This window comes from Planosporangium flavigriseum (assembly GCF_011947225.1).
Classification (GTDB): Bacteria; Actinomycetota; Actinomycetes; order Mycobacteriales; family Micromonosporaceae; genus Planosporangium; species Planosporangium flavigriseum.
Window position 1 is genome coordinate 359,654 of the sequence record NZ_JAATVW010000003.1, and the last position, 20,075, is coordinate 379,728.

The window sequence follows — 20,075 nt, forward strand, 5'->3', positions numbered from 1 at the left end:
ATCGCGCTACGGCCCGATCTTGGACGCCTGGGCCGGCTATCGGCGGCCTAGGCGTCCAGGATCGGGGAGATCCTCGGCCTAGCGTCCGCGGAACTCCGGCTTGCGCTTCTCGACGAACGCCGCCATGCCCTCGGTCCGGTCCTCGGTGGCGAACAGCGCGGCGAACAACTCGCTCTCCCACGCCAGCCCCGAGGCCAGGTCCATGTCCAGACCGCGGTCCACCGCCAGCTTCACCGCCCGCAGCGCCAGCGCCGGCCCGGAGACGTACTTCTGCATCATCGCCACGGCCGCGCCGTACACCTCGCCGGCCGGCACGACCTTGTCGACCAGCCCCATGCTCAGCGCCTCGTCGGCGTCGACGAACCGGCCCGACATGCACAGGTCCTTGGCCTTCGCCGGGCCGACCAGCCGGGCCAGCCGCTGGGTGCCGCCCGCCCCCGGGATGATGCCCAGGTTGATCTCGGGCTGGCCGAGCTTCGCGTCGGCGGCGGCGATGCGCCAGTCGCAGGCGAGGGCGAGCTCGCAACCGCCGCCCAGGGCGTAGCCGGTGATGGCCGCGACGACGGGCTTGGGAATGCGGGCGACCGCGTCGATGGCGCGGGAGATCTCCTGCGCGCGGGGGGCCATGTCGGCGTACCCCATGCCCGCCATCTCCTTGATGTCCGCGCCTGCGGCGAAGACCTTCTCCCCGCCGTACACGATGACGGCGCGCACCGCGTCGTCGACGCTCGCCTGGTGTGCGGCCTCCCGCAACTCCTCCTGGACCTGGATGTTGAGCGCGTTCATCGGCGGCCGCTCCAACCGGATCGTGCCGATGCCGTCCGCCGTCTCCAGACGTACGAGCTCTCCCACTACGCCAGCCTCCTCACGTCGTCGTGACCTGGCGGCAGCCTATCGATGTGTCGGGTGCGCTTACCGGGCCCCCGCCGACCGTATCGGCGAGCGGCGCGCATCCGTCCACCGCTCGTCGACATCGACGATCTCGTGTCCGAGCGGGAACAGCGACACGGGTACGAGCTTGAGGTTGGCGATCGCCAGCGGGATGCCGATGATCGTGATCGCCTGCGCGATGGCGGTCAGAATGTGGCCGAGCGCGAGCCACCAGCCGGCGACGAGGAACCAGATCACGTTGCCGAGGGCCGAGGCGACGCCCGCGCTCCGCTTCGGCACCACCGTGCGCCCGAACGGCCACAGCGCGTAGTTGGCCATCCGGAACGACGCGAGGCCGAACGGGATCGTGACGATCAGCAGGAAGCAGATCAGCCCGGCGACCGCGTACCCGAGGGCGAGCAGCAGGCCACCGAAGATCAGCCAGAGGATGTTCAGAACGAACCGCACACCTCAATAGTGCGCGGCGGACTCAAATCGCCCGGGCCGCGTACCTTCCGTCGGTGACCGTGACCGCCAGTGGCAGCCCGAACGTCTTCGACAGGTTCTCCGCGGTCAGGGTGTCGCGCAGCAGGCCCGCCGCGACGACACCGCCCTCACGTACCAGCAGCGCGTGCGTGAAGCCCGGCGGGATCTCCTCGACGTGGTGGGTCACCAGCACCATGGCCGGCGCGTCCGGGTCCTGCGCCAACTCGCCGAGCCGGCGTACCAGGTCCTCCCGGCCGCCCAGGTCGAGCCCTGCCGCCGGCTCGTCGAGCAGCAGCAGTTCCGGGTCGGTCATCAGGGCCCGCGCGATCTGGGTCCGCTTGCGCTCACCCTCGCTCAGGGTCCCGTACGCGCGGTCGGCCAGCGCCGCCATGCCCAGCTGCGACAGCAGCGCGTCGGCCCGCGCCACGTCCATCCGGTCGTAGCTCTCCCGCCACCGGCCCAGCACCGAGTACGACGCGGTCACCACGACGTTGCGTACGGTCTCGTCCGGCGGGATGCGCTCGGCGACCGTGGCGCTGGCCAGGCCGATCCGGGTACGCAACTCGTGGAGGTCGACCCGGCCGAGCCGCTCCCCCAGCACGTGCACGGTGCCCTGGGTCGGGTGCAGCCGCGCGGACGCCAGGCTGAGCAGTGTCGTCTTCCCGGCGCCGTTGGGGCCGAGCACCACCCAGCGCTCGTCGAGTTCGACGCGCCAGTTGACGTCCCGTACGAGATAGGTGTTTCCCCGCCGCACGCTCACCGAGTCGACGGCGATCACGATGTCCTGGTCCACGGGTGCCGGTGCTGTCACGGGCTGAGCAGGCGCAAACACGCCGCCCATCCAATCACGCCGCCGATCCGCGGGTGTCAGGAGCCGTTGATGGTCGAGCCGAAGACCTCTTCGCGTACGGCCTCCAGCCCGGTCAGCAGCGCCCCGTTGAGCACCGGCTCGCCACCCACCTCGGTGCTCACCACCCGCGGCGAGGCGAGCGAGATCGCGGCGACCTCGTGCTGCACCCGCTGGGCCAGCGCCGCGCTGCCGGCCTGGCCGATGTCACCGGCGAGGACGACCAGCGCCGGGTCGAGGACGACACCGACAGCGGCGACCCCGAGCGCGATCCGGCGGGCGATCTCGTCGAGGACCGGACCGCCGCGGGTGCCCGCGGCGATCGCGGCGCGTACCGCGTCCGCGCCGCTGGAGGCCTTGAACCCGTGCTCGCGGGCTACCGCACGGACCGCGTCGGCGCCGATGAGCTGCTGGAACGAGCCCTTGGACCGCCGGGAGACGTCGCGCGGCACCTCCGAGCCCGGCACCGGCAGGTATCCGATCTCGCCCGCGGCGCCGGTCGCGCCACGGTGCAGGCGGCCACCGAGGACCACCGCGAGGCCGACCCCCCGGCCGATCCAGACGAGCACGAAGTCGGAGACGCCGGCGGCGGCGCCGGTGTGCTGCTCGGCGATGGCGGCGAGGTTGACGTCGTTCTCGAACACGACCGGGCGATCGAGGTCCTCGCGGAGCGCCGCGAGCAGGCCCCGGTGCCACTTCGGCAGGTCCCAGGCGAACGAGATCTCGCCGGACCGCGGGTCGACCAGGCCCGGGGTACCGAGAACGATGCGGCGTACCCGCTCCAGCGGCGCTCCGGCGGCCTCGGCTGCCTGGACGACGGCGGAGTGCACGACGCGTACCGGGTCGTCGGCGTCCCCGATCTCGACGTCCACCCGGCCGGCGACCGTCCCGGTGATGTCGGCGGCGGCGGCGACCACGTGCTGCGGCCCGACCTCGACCCCGACGACGTACGCGGTGGCCGGTACGACCGCGTACATCTGGGCATTGGGGCCGCGTCCGCCGGCGAGCTCGCCCACGCGGGTGACGAGACCGCGCTCCTCTAGCCGTTCGACCAACTGCGAGGCAGTGACCTTGGACAATCCGGTGAGCTCCCCCAGTTGCGCGCGCGTGAGCGGGCCCTTGGCGAGCAACAGCTCAAGGGCTGCGCGGTCGTTGAGGGCGCGCAGCAGGCGGGGCGTACCGGGGATAGGAGCTCGACTCATGGGATAACGACCTTAAATGCTTAACAAGCTTTACTAATCACTGTGATCAGCTTAAGAATAGAGTTAGCGTACGGGCTGGCATCCGAGCCCGGACACCTCGGTGCAGGGGTCGGATCAGCGAGGGAGAGATCGTGGCGATTGATGCCGGTCTGCGACGGCTCGCCCTGCGAACCCTCCTTGCGTCGTTCCCCGGCCCCAGCGCTCCGGATTGGGCCACCGACCTGATCTCCGACGGGCTCGCCGGCCACGTGCTGTTCGGGTTCAACGTCGTCGACCACCCGCAACTCGCCGCACTCACGGCCGGTCTGCGCGCGGCCCGGGCCGACGTACTGATCGGCATCGACGAGGAGGGCGGCGACGTCACCCGGCTCGCCCATGCCGGCGGCAGCCCGTACCCCGGCAACGCCGCGCTCGGAATGGTCGACGACACCGACCTCACCCGGCGCATCTACCGCGCCATCGGCGCCGAACTCGCCTCCCTGAGCATCGACCTCGACATCGCGCCGGACGTCGACGTCAACACCGACGACGACAACCCCGTCATCGGTACCCGCAGTTTCGGCGCCGACCCGGCTCGCGTCGCTGCGCACGCCGCGGCGGCCGTCACCGGACTGCAGGAGGTCGGCGTCGCGGCGTGCGCCAAACACTTCCCCGGTCACGGCGCGACCGTCACCGACTCCCACCTCGAGTTACCGGTGGTAGACGCGCCCGTCGGGGTTTTGCGCACCCGGGAGCTCCCGCCGTTCGTCGCGGCGGTCTCCGCCGGAGTACGAACGATCATGACCGCGCACATCCGGGTGCCCGCGCTGACCGGGGCGCTGCCTGCCACCTTCAGCCAGCCGGCCCTGGTCGACCTGCTGCGCCGGGAGATCGGCTTCGCCGGGGTGGTGATCAGCGACGCGCTGGAGATGCGCGGCTCGGTCGACTACGCCGGCAGCATCCCGCAGGCGGCCGCGCTGGCCCTCGCCGCCGGCTGTGACCTGCTCTGCATCGGCGCCCGCGTGGATCTTGACTTGGTCGAGGGTGTCGCCGCCGAGATCGTGACGGCCATCGGCGACGGTCGGCTGCCGCTCACCCGCGTCGAGGAGGCCGCCGAGCGGGTCGCGGCGCTGGCCGCGTGGGCGCGGCCCGTCCCGGGCTCCGTCGACCCGGACATCGGCTACCCGGCCGCCCTGGGAGCCGTACGGGTCGAGGGCTCACTCGACGGCCTCGGCGCTCCCCTGGTCGTCCAACTGGAAGCCGCGTCGTCCGCCGCGATCGGCCACGTGCCGTGGGGCCTCGGCCCGCACCTGGACTCCACGGAACAGATCCGGGCGACGCCGGCCCAGTGCGATGCGGTGAGCCTGACGCGGCGGGCCGGGGACCGGTCGATCGTGTTCGTCGGGCGGAACCTGCACCGGCTGCCCGGCGCGCCCGCCCTCATCGAGTCCGTGGCCGCCATGGCTCCCGTGATCGTGGTCGAGATGGGCTGGCCGTCGAAGTGGCGCCCTCGCAGCGCACGAGCGTTCGTGACGACGCACGGCGCGAGTCGCGCCAACGGCCGCGCCGCCGCCCGCACCCTCTTCCCCTGACCCCCCCTCCTCATGATCATGAAGGATTCGGGGTGCTGGGACGCCCCGAATCCTTCATGATCATGAGGCAAGCTGGACCGCACCGGCGTCCCACGCCGCGCCAGCCGGCCAACCGGAGCACCGTCGCCACCTGTGCTGCCACCGCACACGGCTGCCCGGTGACATCGGCCCAGCCGTACCGCAGCACCCGCCTTCCATCTACGACCGAGGCGTTGTCCCGGCGCAGGTCGCGCCACCTCGCCTCGTCGGGGTGAGCCGACCGGCCATCCAACTCCACGACCACACCGAACTCGACGTATCGCACATCGTCGTAGAACCGGCCGCCGACGCGACCAACCGTGTGCTGGCGGCTCCCGCGGGGCAGACCATGCGCCCGCTCGACATCACGCAGGTATCGCAGTTCGAGAGGCGACTGGGCGCCGTCGGCTACATCGTTCACCGCGGCAAGCAACTCCGTCCTCCAACGCACCTTCTTCCGCACGTCAATTGCCGCAGCGATCCGGTCCGGCCGAGTGACTCGACGTCCACATGCGCGAGTGACCCAGCCGAGCGCGTCGCTCAACCGATCGCTGCTCTGTGTCAGGTCGACCACGGTCTCCTCGATTCGCGTCTGCGGCGGTAGACGCGTCGGATGGCGTGCCGACTCAGCACGGATTGAGTTGTGCAACTCGAGTCCGGAGACGGCGGCCACCCGCCGATTCGGCGGAACGGTGACGTGGAATGGACTCTGCGGCCCGTCAACCAGACCAATGACCTCAGCAGCCGATTGGTGGCTGAGAACGGCACCAGGGCCAGCACAGAGCACGGCCGCCCACAGTAGACAATCGCGTGGCGGTGTGCCGCTGAACGTCGCGTAGACGGTGCGGAAAAGCCTCTGCCACCGCTGCGCGCGAAGCTGAGCCTTGATGTGGTCAAGCGTCAAACCACAGTCAATCACCTGCTGGCGCGTCAGCGCACCACACTGGCGTTCCATAATCTCGTCGAGCACGCGGTACAGGCTGCTGGAACCGGCCGGCTCCCCGCTGCCCCTGTGGACAGCTCATCCACAGCCTCCATGATCCTGAAAGATTCGGGGCGCTGGAGCGCCCCGAATCTTTCAGGATCATGAGGACGACCGCCGCTACGCTGCGGTGGTGCGCACCAGCGTGCGGATCTGGCGGAGGAGCACCGACAGCGCCGCCAGGTCGGCCCCGGTCTCGTCGAACTCGACCATCGCCTTGTCGATGCGGGCGATCGACGCCGTGTTGGCCTGCTCCCACTCCAGCACCCGCTTCTCGGCGTCGCCACCACTCGGCGTGGCAGCGAGCACCTCAGCGGTCAGCCCGGCCAGGGCGGCGTACAGGTCGTACCGCAGCGCCATCCGCGCCATGGTCTGCCAGCGATCCTCCCGCGGCAGCGCCGAGATCTTCGACAGCAGCGGGTCGACGCGCAACCGCTCGGAGAGCGCGAAGTACACGCCCGCCACCTCGTCGATCGAGCAGCCCGTCGTGTGCGTCGTCTCCACGATGTCGAGCAGGCCGAACGAGTAGAACAGGCGGGTCGCGTGCTCGGCGACCGCCTCAGGCAGGCCGAGCTTGACCATGGACTCGACGTTGGTGCGCAGCGCGCGGCGCTCGAGGCCCCGGAACAGCGTGCCCATCTTGGGCAGCAGCGCCGTGACGCCGGGCCGGAAGCGCGCGATCTCCGCGGGCACGTCCAGCGGTGAGCGGCGGTTGGACACGAGCCACCGTACGGCCCGGTCGAGCAGCCGGCGCATCTCCAGGTACACGGCGGTCTGCGCCTCGGTGTGCACCTGGTTGTCGAGCGACTCGACCGCTTCCCACACGCCACGCAGCCCGAACACCTCACGGACCACCACGTACGCCCGCAGGACGTCCGCCGCGCTCGCTCCGGTCTCCTCCATGGCACGGAAGGCGAACGACGTACCCCCGCGGTTGACCGCCTCGTTGACCAGCTGCGTCACCACGATCTCGCGGCGCAGCGGGTGCGCACGCATCTGGTCGGCGTACCGCTCGCGAAGCGGTGTCGGGAAGTAGTCGACGAGCACCTCGCCGGTCCACTCCTCGTCCGGCAGGGCCGAGTCGCGCAGCTCGTGTTCGAGGGCGATCTTCGTGTACGACAGCAGCACCGCGAACTCGGGCGTGGTCAGCCCGATCCCCTCGGCCGCCCGGGCGGCCATCTCGTCGTCACCGGGCAGCGCCTCCAGCTCCCGGTTGAGCTGCCCGCGCTGCTCCAGGTCGGCGATCATGCGACGGTGCACGGGCAGCAGCGACCGGCTCTGGACGCGGGCGTTGCCCAGCGCGCACGCCTGGGCGTAGTTGTCGCGCAGGACCAGCTCGCCGACCTCGTCGGTCATCTCCGCCAGCAGAACGTTGCGCTGCTCGAAGTCGAGGTCCACCGCCCCGAGCAGGATCTTGATGTTGACCTCGTGGTCGGAGCAGTCCACCCCGGCCGAGTTGTCGATGAAGTCGGTGTAGATGTAGCCACCGCGACTCGCGAACTCGACCCGGCCGCGCTGGGTGAGCCCGAGGTTGCCGCCCTCGCCGACGACCTTGCACCGCAGGTCACGGCCGTTGACACGGACCGGGTCGTTGGTTTTGTCGCCGACTTCGGCGTGCGACTCGGAGCTTGCCTTCACGTACGTGCCGATGCCACCGTTCCACAGTAGGTCGACCGGGGCCTTCAAAATCGCCTTGATCAGGTCCACCGGGGACAGTGAGGTCACGCCAGAGTCGAGACCGAGCGCCTCACCCATCTCCGGGGAGACCGGGATCGACTTCGCGGTACGCGGCCAGACGCCACCGCCCTTGGAGATCCGGGACGTGTCGTAGTCGGCCCAGGACGAGCGGGGCAGCTCGAAGAGCCGGCGGCGCTCCTCATCCGACGACGCCGCGTCGGGAGCCGGGTCCACGAAGATGTGCCGGTGGTCGAACGCGGCGACCAGCCGGATGTGCTCGGAGAGCAGCATCCCGTTGCCGAAGACGTCGCCGGACATGTCGCCGACCCCGACGACGGTGAAGTCCTCGTTCTGGATGTCGCGGCCGAGCTCCCGGAAGTGCCGCTTGACCGACTCCCACGCGCCGCGGGCGGTGATGCCCATCTTCTTGTGGTCGTAGCCGGCCGAGCCGCCGGAGGCGAACGCGTCGCCCATCCAGAAGCCGCGCTCGAGCGAGATCTCGTTGGCGATGTCGGAGAAGCTCGCCGTGCCCTTGTCCGCAGCCACGACCAGGTACGGGTCATCGTCGTCGTAGCGCACCACCTCGGCGGGTGGGACGACCGTGGCGCCGTCGAGGTTGTCGGTGACGTCGAGCATCGCCGAGATGAACAGCTTGTAGCACTCGACGCCCTCGGCCTGGTAGGCCTCGCGGTCGGCGCTGGTCTCCGGCGCCCGCGCGGTGCCGCCCGCGGACGGCACCGCGCGCTTGAGCACGAAGCCGCCCTTCGCTCCGGTCGGCACGATCACCGCGTTCTTGACCATCTGCGCCTTGACCAGGCCCAGGATCTCGGTCCGGAAGTCCTCGCGCCGGTCCGACCAGCGCAAACCGCCACGCGCCACGTCGCCGAAGCGCAGGTGCACGCCCTCGAAGCGCGGCGAGTACACGAAGATCTCGTACTTGGGTCGGGGCTCCGGCAGGTCCGGCACCCGCTTCGGGTCGAGCTTGAAGGCGACGTACGACTTGGGCCGCCCGCCGCTGCGCTGGAAGAACGACGTACGCAGGGTCGCCGCGATCAGGTTGAGGTAGGCGCGCAGGATCCGGTCCTGGTCGAGGCTGGTCACCGCGTCGAGCTGGTTGTCCAGCGCCTCGGTGAGCTGCCGCGCCTGCGCGGCCCGGTCTTCCTCGGACAGCGGCAGCCGCGGGTCGAACCGGGTCTCGAACAGCGCCACGAGCAGCGCCGCGATCCCCGGGTACTGCAGGAACGTCTCCTCCATGTACTCCTGCGAGTAGACCGTGCCGGCCTGGCGCAGGTACTTGGTGTACGCGCGCAGCACCACCACCTGCCGCCAGGTCAGCCCGGCGGTGAGCACCAGCGCGTTGAATCCGTCGATCTCCGCCTCGCCGTGCCACACCGCCGAGAACGCGTTCTCCATGTGCGGCCGGGTGTCGGCCAGCTCCCGGGCGTCGGCCGGCAGGCTCAGGCCGAAGTCGTACAGGTAGATGGACGCGTCGTCGCGCTGCACCTCGTACGGGCGCTCGTCGGTCACCCGCACCCCGAGGGAGTGCAGCACCGGAAGCACGGTCGACAGCATCATCGGCTCGCCGTACCGGAAGACCTTGAACCTGACGTCGCGGTCGTCGGAGCGGCGCCGGTACACGTGCATCGCGAGCTGACCCGGCTCGTCGAGCAGTTCCAGCTTGGCGATGTCCTTGGCCGCCTCGCGCGGGGTGTGCTCGTCCTTGTACGCGTCCGGCAGCGCGTCGCTGTACCTCCGGCACAGCCGCTTGGCCTGCTCCTCGCCGAGCTTGCGTTCGAGCACCAGCTTGAAGTCCGCGTCCCACAGCCGAATGGCGTCGGACAGCTGGCGGATCAGCGCGTCGACGTCGATGTCGCGCGGCGGGTTGGCCGGGTCGGTACGCACGATGAAGTGGATCCGGGCGAGCAGCGACTCCGACACCCGGGTGGTGTAGTCGACCCCGACGCCGTTGAGCTCGCGCAGCAGGATTTCCTGGAGCTTGAGCCGGCTGGGTGTGGTGAACCGGTCCCGCGGCAGGTAGACCAGGCAGGAGATGAACCGCCCGTACGCGTCGCGACGCAGGAACAGGCGCAGTTGCCGCCGCCCCGCCGTACGCAGCACGCCCATCACCGTGCGGTACAGCTCCTCGGTGCCGATCTGGAAGAGCTCGTCGCGCGGGTAGGTCTCCAGGATCTCCAGCAGGTCCTTGCCGGAGTGGCTGCGCGGGGACAGCCCCGAACGCTGGATGACCTCGTTGACCTTCCGCTTGACCACCGGCAGGTCGCGCACGCTCGTGCGGTAGGCCGACGAGGAGAACAGGCCCAGGAAGCGACGCTCGCCGACGACGTTGCCGTCATTGTCGAAGATCTTGAAGCCGACGTAGTCGAGGTACGCCGAGCGATGCACGGTGGCGCGCGAGTTGGCCTTCGTGATGATCAGCAGCCGCTTCTCGAGCGCCTTGGCGTACGCCTCGGGGGTCATCGACGACAGCACGCGCGGCGCGGTCCGGTCGGCGCGCAGGATGCCCAGGCCGGTACCGAGGACGGCCTCCAGCAGCCGCTCGCCGTCGCCGGAGTCGACGAGCCGGTACTCGCGGTAGCCCAGGAACGTGAAGTGGTCGTCGACGAGCCAGCGCAGCAGTTCGACCGAGTCGGTGATGTCCTTGTCCGGCACCGGCAGGTGGGCTCCGGCCAGCTCGTCGGCGAGCGCGAGCGCCTGCAGGCGCATCTTCGGCCAGTCCTCGACTGCCTCGCGTACGTCGGTGAGGACCCGGTTCAGGTCGTTGGTGATCTGCTCGAGCGTCTTCTCGTCGCGGATGCGGTCGACCTCGATCCGCATCCAGCTCTCCACAATGTCACCGGGGTCGGCGTCCGAGGGCTCCACACCGGTACGGATTTCGCGCAGCGCGCCGAGCGGCTCGCGGCGGACCACCACCAGCGGGTGGGCCAGCAGGTGGATGTCGAGGTTCTCCGACGACAGCGCGGCGGTCACGGAGTCCACCAGGAACGGCATGTCGTCGGTGACGATCTCGATCGCGGTGTGCTCGGCCGCGGCAGCCGCCGGGGTGACCCTCAGCTTCAACTGGCCGCGCAGGCGCTCGCCGGCGAGTTCCCGGTGGGACTCGGTTGCGGCGACCAGGTCCGGCGCGGTCCGCCCCACCAGTTCCTCGTCGGTGACCAGCCGCCAGTAGTGCCCCACCAGCTTGGCCAGGCCCCGGTCGCCGGTGTCGGTGGCCAGCGCTATCGCGTCGGTGACCAGCCGCTCCGCGTTCGGTAGGGGGTGTTCGAGCTCGACGTCATCGGCGAGCCCACCCTCCAGCCGGTGCGCCGGGGCCGCCTTCTGGACTCTGCTCAACGCCCCGTCGGCTCCCGGCCAACCGTTCGCCGGATCGGCGTCGAGGCCTCCCGTACCGGTCAGGGTCTCCTCAAGAGTCGCAGCGTCCAGGCCGACCTGGGCCACCCGGGCCCCGGAGCCGGACACGTCATCGACACCCGCCGCAGTGTCGCGGTCCATGCGTGTACTCCCCTCGCCCCCACGACGCTGTGGGGGACCGTCTGTTTCCAGCCTAGGACCTACTTCGTCCATACCCGATCCACCTAAAGGGATCCCACCGTCAGGGCGACCCGGTATGCCCATTCGGGCAACAGCGGACTATCGGAAAGCGGACAAGCAGCGTGTTTGACCGGAAATTCCACGTGCACGAATTTGGCATCGTGGCGGACAATGCCGGATCGGGTCCCCGTGCGTTCACCTACGGGGACGGTCACGGGGAAGGAAACGACATGGCACTACCGGGTAGGCGCGGCCTGAGGCGCTGGACCGCCGGTCTCATCGGCTCCGCTCTGCTCGTGGGAGGTCTGAGCGCCTGCTCCTCGACGCCGCCGGACGACACGTTCAACAGGTTCGCCCAGGGCCTCGCGAACGGCGACTTCGGCAGCCTGAACGTGACCACCTCGGCGGGTCAGCCGGTCAGCAAGGACATGCTGACCAAGCTCGAAGGTGACCTCGCCGGCAAGAAGCCGGCCATCAAGGTCGACAAGCCGGCGGTCAAGAACGACTCCGCCACCGCCACGCTCAGTTACTCCTGGCCCGTCGGCAACGGCGTGAAGTGGGATTACAAGAGCCTCGTCAAGGCCCAGAAGGCCAAGGACGACAAGTGGCAGGTCTACTTCGACGCCGCGACGCTGCACCCCGACCTGACCGCCACCGACACGATCGCCATCAAGCGCACCGCTGCGGACCGCGGCAACATCCTGGACGGGTCGGGCGCGCCGCTCACCTCCAAGCAAAAGATCATCACGGTACGCGTACAGCCGAAGGAAGTTAACGACGCCGACGGCACGGTGAAGATCCTCGACGCCGCCCTCAAGTCGGTCAAGGCCGACGTCGGCGACATCGACCTCAGCGCCCTGCCACAGGAGATCAAGGCCGGCGGGACCGCTCCCATCGACGTCATCTCGCTGCGCGAGTCGACCTACGTCAAGATCCGAAGCACGATCCACGACCTCGCCGGGCTGTACTTCGGCGAGAGTTCCCGGACGCTCGCGCCGACGTCCACGTTCGCCAAGGCGCTTCTCGGTCGAGTCGGGGACGTGACGAAAGAGGTCATGGACAAAAACCCCGGCAAGTACCAGATCGGCGACCAGGTCGGCCTCGGCGGCCTGCAGCAGCAGTACGACGACCTGCTCGCCGGTTCGCCCGGGGTCTCGGTCGTGATCCCGGGCGCGGACGCCAACGCGGAGCCCAAGAAGGTGCTCTTCACCGCGGACCCCAAGCCGGGCGCCGCCCTCAAGACCACCCTCGACCCGACGGTGCAGAACGCCGCCGAGGCCGCGCTCGCCGGCCAGCAGACCCGGTCGGCCCTCGTCGCCGTGCGGATCAGCGACGGGGCGATCGTCGCCGTCGCGAACGGCCCGAACGGCGGCGACCTGAACTTCGCCCTCACCGCGCAGGTACCGCCCGGCTCCACGTTCAAGGCTGTCACGGCCCTCGGGATCCTCGACAACGGCTCGGCGAACGCCAACACGGTCGTACCGTGCCCCAAGGAGTACACCGCCCAGGGCGGCACGCCGATCCACAACGCGCACGATTTCGTACTGGGCGACGTCCCACTGCACGTCAACTTCGCCCAGTCGTGCAACACGGCGTTCGCGCAGTTGGGAGCGAAGCTAGGCCCCGACGGCCTGGCCGCCACCGCGAAGACGGTCGGCATCGGCATCCCGTGGGATCTCGGCACCCCCGCCTTCAGCGGCACCGTCGCGACCGGCGCCGACTCGGCGGAGCAGGCCGCGGCGGCCTTCGGGCAGGGCAAGACGCAGGTGTCGCCGGTAGCCCTCGCCGGCGCCGCGGCGGCGATCGCCCGCGGCCAGTGGCAGCAGCCAAAGTTGATCACCGAACCGGCGCCGGCCAAGCCGGCAGAGCCCGGCCCGCAGCTCAAGCCCGAGTCGGTGGCGGCGCTGAAGCAGATGATGCGCGAGGTCGTCACCGACGGCACGGCGAAGTCGATCAGCAGCACGCCCGGTGCACCGCTCTACGGCAAGACCGGCACCGCCGAGTACGACAACAACGACCCGAACAAGACGCACTCGTGGTTCATGGGCTTCCGCGGCGACATCGCCTTCGCGGTGTTCGTCGAGAACGGCGGTCTGAGCAGCGACGCGGCCGTACCGGTCGCCGGCAAGTTCTGCGCAGCCCTGAAATGACTCGGATCCGGCGACACTTGGCGGGCCTGTCACCCCGCCAGGTGTCCCCGAGCAGATCGGGCAGACCCTGCAGGGCTTGAGAACTTTTTCACACAGCGCAGCCAGGGGTCCGGTCGCGACGACGGTCGGATTCGGTTCAGGCGGTCTCGGCCGGTGGCACGTGCGTCGCGGACGGATCCGCCGGAGGGCGGGACGCGGGGACCTGACCGCTACCGGCGGCGCGTACCTGCTCGGCCAGCCCGGCGAGCGGCGAGCGCTTCGCCGCCTCAGCCGGAGCCGGCGTGGCCGGTTCCTTTTCAGCGGTCGAATCTTCGTTCGGCGCCTCCCGCCGACGCAGCGGGGTGCCTCCGACGCGCCGTCGTGACAGCGCGGCCCGGTCGGCATTGAGGTCGGCCACGCTCATCCGGTCGAGCGGCGAGCGCTGCGCCGCCACCTTCGCCGGAGACGGTTGCGCGTTGACCGTGGGAACCTCAGCGGCCCCGGTCGGTTCGCCCGCGTCGTCATCGCCTTCGGGCTGCGCGCTCTCGGCCGCGACCGCAACCGGTGCGAGCGGCACCGGCTCCTCCTCCGAACGCGGCTGCGGCACCGGCACGGTCGGGGTCAGCACGTCCCAGTCCAGCGGCGCGACGCCTGCCGCTGGCGCCAACCCCACCACGAGCGATTCGACGAGTTCGGCGGCGTACGCGCCCGTCGGGTCGTAGTCGGGGTCGAAGACAGTGATCTCCACGCCCAGGCAGTTCGGCGTGGCCACGAGGCCGGAGAGCAGAAGTTCCAGTTCGGCGTACGCGATCCCGCCCGGATCGGGCGCGTCGACCGCCGGCATCACCGCCGGGTCGAGCACGTCGACGTCGAGGTGCACCCAGTACCCGAGGCAGTCACCGAGCACCCGGCGCGCCCACTGCGCGGAGCGGGCCGCGCCTTCGGCCCGCAACTGCGGCACCGGACGGTGGGCGATGCCGGCCGCGTTCAGGTCGAACCGGTGCTCGTCGTGGGTACGGATGCCGAGAACGACGACGTCCTGGTCGTGGAAGTACGGGCCGCGATTCTCGATGTCGGTGAGGTCGGTCTGGCCTCGCCCGGTCGCCAGCGCCAGGTCCTCGCCTGCCGCGGCGCCCACGTAGGACGCGTTGCCGGGGTGCCGGAAATCTGAGTGCCCGTCCACATAGATCAGACCCACGCGCCCGTCCAGACCGGACGCGCGCCGGTTGGTCGCCAGGGCGCTGCCGAGCAGGATCGAGCAGTCGCCGCCCAGGACGACGGGGAACTCCCCCGCGGCCAGCAGCGCGCCGATCCTGTCGGCTAATCGCCGCGAGTACCCGGCGATCTCCTCAGCGTGCGCAACCCCGTCACCCGGGCGCCAGTCACCGGGGTCGTAGCGCGGCGGCGTCACGCACCCGGCGTCGCGTGCGGCAAGACGGGACACCAGGCCATGGTCCCGAAGCGCACCGGGCGCTTTCGCGCAGCCCGGTACGGAGCCCGCGGTCGGTGGCCGCAGGCCCAGATTGGACGGCGCGTCGAGAACTGCGATCCGCCGCATCGCGGTCGTACCCCGGCCTAGAACAGCGCGTTCGCCAGCGCGCGGCGCGCCGCGGCGACCGCGGGATCGTCGGGATCGGCCATGCTGAACAGCTCGAGCAGATGCTTGCGTACCCGCTCGCGGTCGTCCCCGGAGCTACGCCGCACCAGGTCGACGAGGCGGTCGTACGCCTGCTCGGCGCGCCCACTCAAGATCTCCACGTCGGCCGCCACCAACTGGGCGTCCACGTCGTCCGGCCTGGCCTGCGCGTCGGCGAGCGCCTGCTGCGGGTCCGCACCGGAGACCCGGCGCAGCAGGCCCACCTGGGCGAGGCCCGCCTCAGCCGCGGCGTCCGCCGGGCTCTCGGCCAGAATCTTCCGGTACGCCTGCTCGGCGGTGTCCAGATCGCCGTTGACCAGCGCCTCGTCGGCCGCGTTGAGGCGTGGGTCCTCCGGGGTCTCGACCTCGACCCCGCCCGCCTTCAGGATCGCGTCGATCCACTGTCGCAGTTGGGTCTCGGGCACGACCCCGGTGAACGCGTCGACCGGCTGGCCGCCGACGACCGCGTACACCATCGGGATGCCCTGGACCCGGAACATCTGGGCGAGCCTGGGGTTGGCGTCGACGTCCACCTTGGCGAGCACCCACGAGCCGCCGCCCTCGACGGCCAGCTTCTCCAGCACCGGCGACAGCTGCTTGCAGGGGCCACACCACTCGGCCCAGAAGTCGACGACCACGGGCGTGTGGAGCGACCGCTCGAGGACCTCGGTCTGGAAAGTCGCCTCGGTCACGTCGATGACGGCCACGCCGCCGCCCTGCGCGGCCGGGGCGCCCTGCGCGGCCGGGGCGCCCGGGGCGCGGTCACCCGGCGACCCGGCTCCCGGAGGGGTCGCAGCCGGCGAAGCGGGGGCCGGGGACGGGCGCTGACCAGCGGGCGAGCTGGTCCGCAGCGCGCCGAGGTCCACCGCTCCGCGGGTGAAGATCGAGGAACTCATCCGTGGATCGCTCATGGTCCCTAGTCTGGCACGTGCGCCTGTCGCACGTTCAACACTGCCCGCAACGATCTCGCTCGTGACCTGCGTCGGGTAGCCGGCCCTAGAAGCGGGCCGGCTCGCGGTACACCCCCCACTCGGCCCGCAGCGCGTCGCAGATCTCCCCGAGCGTCGCCTCGGCGCGGGCCGCGTCGAGCATCGCGGGAATCATGTTCTCGTCGGTGCGGGCCACCTCCACCATGCGGGCCAGGGCCGCCTTCACGGCGTCGTCGTCACGCGACGAGCGCCGCTCCGCCAGTACCTTCCGCTGTTCCAGCTCGACCTCGTGCGAGATCCGCAGGATCTCAAGCTCGCGCGCGACGGTGCCGGTGTGGCAGTTGACGCCGACGATCTTCTTGTCGCCCTTCTCCAGGGCCCGCTGGTACACGAACGCGCTGTCGGCGATCTCCGCCATGAACCAGCCGTCCTCGATCCCGCGCAGGATGCCGGAGGTGATGGTGCCGTCCGACCCCATTTCCCGGATCTTGGCGAAGATCTTCTCGGCCTCGGCCTCGATCCGGTCGGTGAGGGCCTCGACGTACCAGGAGCCGCCGAGCGGGTCGGCGACGTTGACCACGCCGGTCTCCTCCATCAGCACCTGCTGGGTGCGCAGCGCGATCTCGGCCGACTCGTCGGTCGGCAGCGCGAGCGTCTCGTCGAGGGCGTTCGTGTGCAGCGAGTTGGTGCCACCGAGGACGGCGGCGAGCGCCTCGACGGCCGTCCGCACGACGTTGTTGACCGGCTGCTGCGCGGTCAGCGACACCCCGGCGGTCTGGGTGTGGAACCTCAGCCACAGCGCCTTCTCGTCGGTCGCGCCGTACACGTCCCGCAGCCAGCGCGCCCAGATCCGGCGCGCCGCCCGGAACTTGGCGATCTCCTCGAAGAAGTCGATGTGCGCGTCGAAGAAGAAGCTCAGGCCGGGCGCGAACACGTTGACGTCCAGCCCGCGTGACCGGCCCAGCTCCACGTACCCGAACCCGTCGGCGAGGGTGAACGCCAACTCCTGGGCGGCGGTCGAGCCCGCCTCCCGGATGTGGTAGCCGGACACCGACAGCGGCTTGTAGCGCGGGATCTCGTGCGCGCAGTACTCCATCAGGTCGCCGATGAGCCGCAGGTGCGGCTCGGGCGCGAAGAGCCACTCCTTCTGCGCGATGTACTCCTTGAAGATGTCGGTCTGCAGGGTGCCGTCCAGTTTCGACAGGTCGGCGCCCTGCCGCTCCGCCGCCACCAGGTACATGCAGAAGATCGGCACGGCCGGGCCGGAGATGGTCATGCTGGTCGTGATGTCCTGCAACGGGATGCCGTCGAAGAGCACGTCCATGTCGGCGGCCGAGTCGATCGCGACCCCGCAGTGCCCGACCTCGCCGATCGCCTGCGGGTCATCGGAGTCGCGGCCCATCAGCGTCGGCATGTCGAACGCCACGGACAGACCGCCGCCACCGGCGCCCAGCAGCATCTTGTACCGCGCGTTGGTCTGCTGCGCGTTGCCGAAGCCGGAGAACTGCCGGATGGTCCACGCCCGGCCCCGGTAGCCGGTCGGGTACAGGCCGCGGGTGTACGGGTACTCCCCCGGCCAGCCGATCCGCTCGAACCCGGGCACCTCGACGCCGGGCGGCGGCCCGTACCCGGGGTCGACGGTCATCCCGGACAGCGTGGTGAAGTCGGCGTCCCGCTTGCGCGCCGCGTCGTACCGGCGCTGCCAACGCTCTCGTCCGGCCTCGATCTCCTGGGCGTCCATACGGCGGATCCCCTTCGTCGTGAACGTTCGTGACGTCCTTCACCGCCGATACTAAGGGGTCGACCTGAACGATCGCTAAGGTCACTCTGGAAGAAGGGGGGCTCTACCGCGCGGTAGGGCCCCCCTTCTTTCCTGCTTTCCTGCCGACTACACCTCAAGGGTGCTCAGCAGCTCCTTCGCCGCCGCGTAGGGGTCGAGCTTGCCGGCCGCCACCCGGGCGGCCAGCGTCGGCAGCGCCTCGCCGCCCCGCAGGTTCCCGATGCGGGCACGCAGGGCGCCCAGGGCGATCGCCTCGACCTCGGCCGCCGCCCGTGCTTCCCGCCGACGGGTCAGCTCGTGGGCGCCGGCTCCGCCGGGCAGTGGCCGAGTCAGCCACTCTCGGTGTTTGTCCATCGCGGCCATGACGTCGTCGATGCCTTCGGCCCGGTTCGCCACCGAGCGCACGACCTGCGGCCGCCACTCCCCCGGCCCGCGCTCGCCGAGGCCGATCATGCCCTGGATGTCGCGGTAGGTCGCGTCGGCGCCGTCGCGGTCGGCCTTGTTGACCACGAACACGTCGGCGATCTCCAGGATGCCGGCCTTGACCGCCTGGATCGCGTCGCCCATCCCCGGCGCGAGCAGCACCAGCGTGGTGTCCGCCAGACTTGCGATCTCGACCTCGGCCTGCCCGACCCCTACCGTCTCGATCAGCACCACGTCGCAGCCGGCGCCTTCGAGTACGCGTACCGCCTGCGGGGTCGCGGCGGCCAGGCCGCCGAGGTGGCCCCGGCTGGACATCGACCGGATGTACACGCCGGAGTCGGTGGCGTGATCCTGCATGCGCACCCGGTCGCCGAGGATCGCTCCGCCCGTGAACGGGCTGGACGGGTCGACGGCGAGGACACCGACGCGCTGGCCGCGCGCCCGGAACGCGCGTACCAGCTCGTTGGTACTGGTCGACTTGCCCACGCCCGGCGAGCCGGTCAGCCCGATCACCTGGGCCGAGCCGGTGTGCGGCGCGAGCGCCGCCGCCACCTCCGGCAGGACCGGGTCGTCGTTCTCGACCAGGCTCACCAGCCGGGCGACCGCGCGGTGGTCACCCTCCCGCGCGGCCGCCACCAGCGTGGGTACGTCCCGACTGCGCCGAATCGACGTGGCCTGGGTACTCATGCAATTGCCTCGCTGCGCTCGGCAACGCATTCGCGGCGTGCTGAGTTCCCGGTTCGCTCGCTGCGCTCGCTCACGTGCGCGGCACCCGAAGCAGCAGCGCGTCACCCTGGCCACCGCCGCCGCACAGGGCCGCGGCACCGAGCCCGCCGCCGCGACGCTTGAGCTCCAGCGCCAGCGTGAGGGCCAGGCGGGCGCCGGACATACCGATCGGGTGGCCGAGCGCGATCGCGCCGCCGTTGACGTTGACCTTGTCGGGGCCGACGCCCAGCTCGCGGGTGGAGTGGATGCCGACGGCCGCGAACGCCTCGTTGATCTCGATCAGGTCGAGGTCGTCGACGGTCAGCCCCTCCTTGCCGAGGGCGTGCTTGATGGCGTTGGCCGGCTGGGCCAGCAGCGAGTTGTCCGGGCCGGCGACGTTGCCGTGCGCGCCGATCTCGGCGAGCCACTCCAGTCCCAACTCTTCGGCCTTGGCCTTGCTCATCACGACCACCGCGCAGGCGCCGTCGGAGATCGGCGAGGAGGTGGCGGCCGTGATCGTGCCGTCCTTGGTGAAGGCCGGGCGCAGCTTGGCCAGCGACGCAGGCGTCGTCTCCGGGCGGATCTGCTCGTCCTCGGTGACCAGGATCGGGTCACCCTTCCGCTGCGGGATCTCCACGGGGGTGATCTCCTCGGCGAAGTGGCCGTTCTTCTGGGCTGCCGCCGCACGCTGGTGGCTGGCCGCGCCGAACGCATCCTGGTCGGCACGGGCGATGCCGATCTTCGCGGTGAACCGCTCGGTCGACTCGCCCATCGAGATCCGGTCGAAGGCGTCGGTGAGGCCGTCGAGCGCCATGTGGTCGGAGATGGTCACGTCGCCGTACTTGTACCCCTGCCGCTGGTTCATCAGCAGGTGCGGCGCGTTGGTCATCGACTCCATGCCACCGGCGACGATGATGTCGAACTCGCCGGCCCGGATGAGCTGGTCGGCCAGCGCGATCGCGTCGAGGCCGGACAGGCAGACCTTGTTGATGGTCAGCGCCGGCACGTTCATCGGGATGCCCGCGTCGACCGCGGCCTGGCGGGCCGGGATCTGGCCGGCGCCGGCCTGCAGTACCTGTCCCATGATCACGTACTGCACCTGCTCGGGAGCCACGCCGGAGCGCTCCAGAGCCGCCTTGATGGCGATGCCACCCAGCTTCGTCGCCGGGAAGTCCTTGAGGGCGCCGAGCAGCCGTCCCATTGGGGTGCGCGCGCCGTTGACGATCACCGAGCTCATGGATTCTGACCCCTTCGCGAGGTATCTCACAGGG

General features: G+C 70.5%; 12 protein-coding genes and 1 pseudogene. 2 read left to right on the plus strand and 11 right to left on the minus strand.

Annotated elements, in window-relative coordinates:
• Positions 1-78: 78 nt before the first annotated feature.
• The 4 genes from HC028_RS06770 to HC028_RS06785 are packed head-to-tail and all read right to left on the minus strand — an operon-like array spanning position 79 to position 3,405.
• A complete protein-coding gene (locus tag HC028_RS06770) occupies positions 79-852 on the minus strand; it encodes an enoyl-CoA hydratase/isomerase family protein (protein WP_168074054.1) in 774 nt (257 codons plus the stop codon).
• Between the two features lie 60 nt (positions 853-912).
• A complete protein-coding gene (locus HC028_RS06775; RefSeq protein WP_168074056.1) occupies positions 913-1,338 on the minus strand; it encodes a YccF domain-containing protein in 426 nt (141 codons plus the stop codon).
• A 22-nt stretch (positions 1,339-1,360) separates the two neighbouring features.
• The gene (locus HC028_RS06780) at positions 1,361-2,197 is read right to left on the minus strand and encodes an ABC transporter ATP-binding protein (protein ID WP_168074058.1); all 837 of its coding nucleotides are present in this window, start codon (positions 2,195-2,197) and stop codon (positions 1,361-1,363) included.
• A 26-nt stretch (positions 2,198-2,223) separates the two neighbouring features.
• Positions 2,224-3,405, minus strand: a complete 1,182-nt coding sequence (locus HC028_RS06785) for an ROK family transcriptional regulator (RefSeq protein WP_168074060.1) — start codon at positions 3,403-3,405, stop codon at positions 2,224-2,226.
• A gap of 131 nt (positions 3,406-3,536) precedes the next feature.
• Between HC028_RS06785 and HC028_RS06790 the strand changes: the two genes are divergently transcribed.
• Positions 3,537-4,976 (plus strand): glycoside hydrolase family 3 protein, encoded by a 1,440-nt coding sequence (locus HC028_RS06790; RefSeq protein WP_168074062.1) that lies wholly within the window; start codon positions 3,537-3,539, stop codon positions 4,974-4,976.
• Positions 4,977-4,992: 16 nt separating this feature from the next.
• On the opposite strand, the gene HC028_RS06795 is transcribed toward HC028_RS06790, so the two are convergent.
• A complete protein-coding gene (locus tag HC028_RS06795) occupies positions 4,993-5,964 on the minus strand; it encodes a PDDEXK family nuclease (RefSeq protein WP_168074064.1) in 972 nt (323 codons plus the stop codon).
• A gap of 132 nt (positions 5,965-6,096) precedes the next feature.
• On the minus strand, positions 6,097-11,163 hold the full coding sequence (locus HC028_RS06800) for an NAD-glutamate dehydrogenase (protein WP_168074066.1): 5,067 nt from the start codon (positions 11,161-11,163) through the stop codon (positions 6,097-6,099).
• Positions 11,164-11,432: 269 nt separating this feature from the next.
• On the opposite strand from HC028_RS06800, the gene HC028_RS06805 reads away from it, so the two are divergent.
• Positions 11,433-13,352, plus strand: coding sequence for a penicillin-binding transpeptidase domain-containing protein (locus HC028_RS06805; RefSeq protein ID WP_168074068.1), 1,920 nt, complete (start codon positions 11,433-11,435; stop codon positions 13,350-13,352).
• Between the two features lie 636 nt (positions 13,353-13,988).
• Here the strand turns inward: HC028_RS06805 and HC028_RS28675 are convergent.
• From HC028_RS28675 to HC028_RS06830, 5 genes and pseudogenes are all read right to left on the minus strand, one after another.
• Positions 13,989-14,889, minus strand: a pseudogene (locus tag HC028_RS28675) (arginase family protein); the annotation flags it as partial.
• Between the two features lie 17 nt (positions 14,890-14,906).
• Entirely contained in the window at positions 14,907-15,878 is a 972-nt protein-coding gene (locus HC028_RS06815) for a tetratricopeptide repeat protein (RefSeq protein ID WP_168074072.1), read from the minus strand.
• A gap of 85 nt (positions 15,879-15,963) precedes the next feature.
• Positions 15,964-17,637 (minus strand): coenzyme B12-dependent isobutyryl-CoA mutase large subunit, encoded by a 1,674-nt coding sequence (locus HC028_RS06820; RefSeq protein WP_168074074.1) that lies wholly within the window; start codon positions 17,635-17,637, stop codon positions 15,964-15,966.
• A gap of 147 nt (positions 17,638-17,784) precedes the next feature.
• Positions 17,785-18,786, minus strand: coding sequence for a methylmalonyl Co-A mutase-associated GTPase MeaB (gene meaB / locus HC028_RS06825; protein WP_168074076.1), 1,002 nt, complete (start codon positions 18,784-18,786; stop codon positions 17,785-17,787).
• A 70-nt stretch (positions 18,787-18,856) separates the two neighbouring features.
• Complete coding sequence (locus HC028_RS06830; RefSeq protein WP_168074078.1) at positions 18,857-20,041, minus strand: acetyl-CoA C-acetyltransferase; 1,185 nt, start codon at positions 20,039-20,041, stop codon at positions 18,857-18,859.
• Positions 20,042-20,075: the final 34 nt, after the last annotated feature.

Excerpts from the sequence above, each read along its gene's own strand:
- HC028_RS06780 (WP_168074058.1), bottom strand. The coding sequence starts at position 2,197 with ATGGGCGGCGTGTTTGCGCCTGCTCAGCCCGTGACAGCACCGGCACCC.
- HC028_RS06785 (WP_168074060.1), bottom strand. The coding sequence starts at position 3,405 with ATGAGTCGAGCTCCTATCCCCGGTACGCCCCGCCTGCTGCGCGCCCTC.
- HC028_RS06800 (WP_168074066.1), bottom strand. The coding sequence starts at position 11,163 with ATGGACCGCGACACTGCGGCGGGTGTCGATGACGTGTCCGGCTCCGGG.
- HC028_RS06805 (WP_168074068.1), top strand. The coding sequence starts at position 11,433 with ATGGCACTACCGGGTAGGCGCGGCCTGAGGCGCTGGACCGCCGGTCTC.
- HC028_RS06815 (WP_168074072.1), bottom strand. The coding sequence starts at position 15,878 with ATGAGCGATCCACGGATGAGTTCCTCGATCTTCACCCGCGGAGCGGTG.
- HC028_RS06820 (WP_168074074.1), bottom strand. The coding sequence starts at position 17,637 with ATGGACGCCCAGGAGATCGAGGCCGGACGAGAGCGTTGGCAGCGCCGG.
- meaB (WP_168074076.1), bottom strand. The coding sequence starts at position 18,786 with ATGAGTACCCAGGCCACGTCGATTCGGCGCAGTCGGGACGTACCCACG.
- HC028_RS06830 (WP_168074078.1), bottom strand. The coding sequence starts at position 20,041 with ATGAGCTCGGTGATCGTCAACGGCGCGCGCACCCCAATGGGACGGCTG.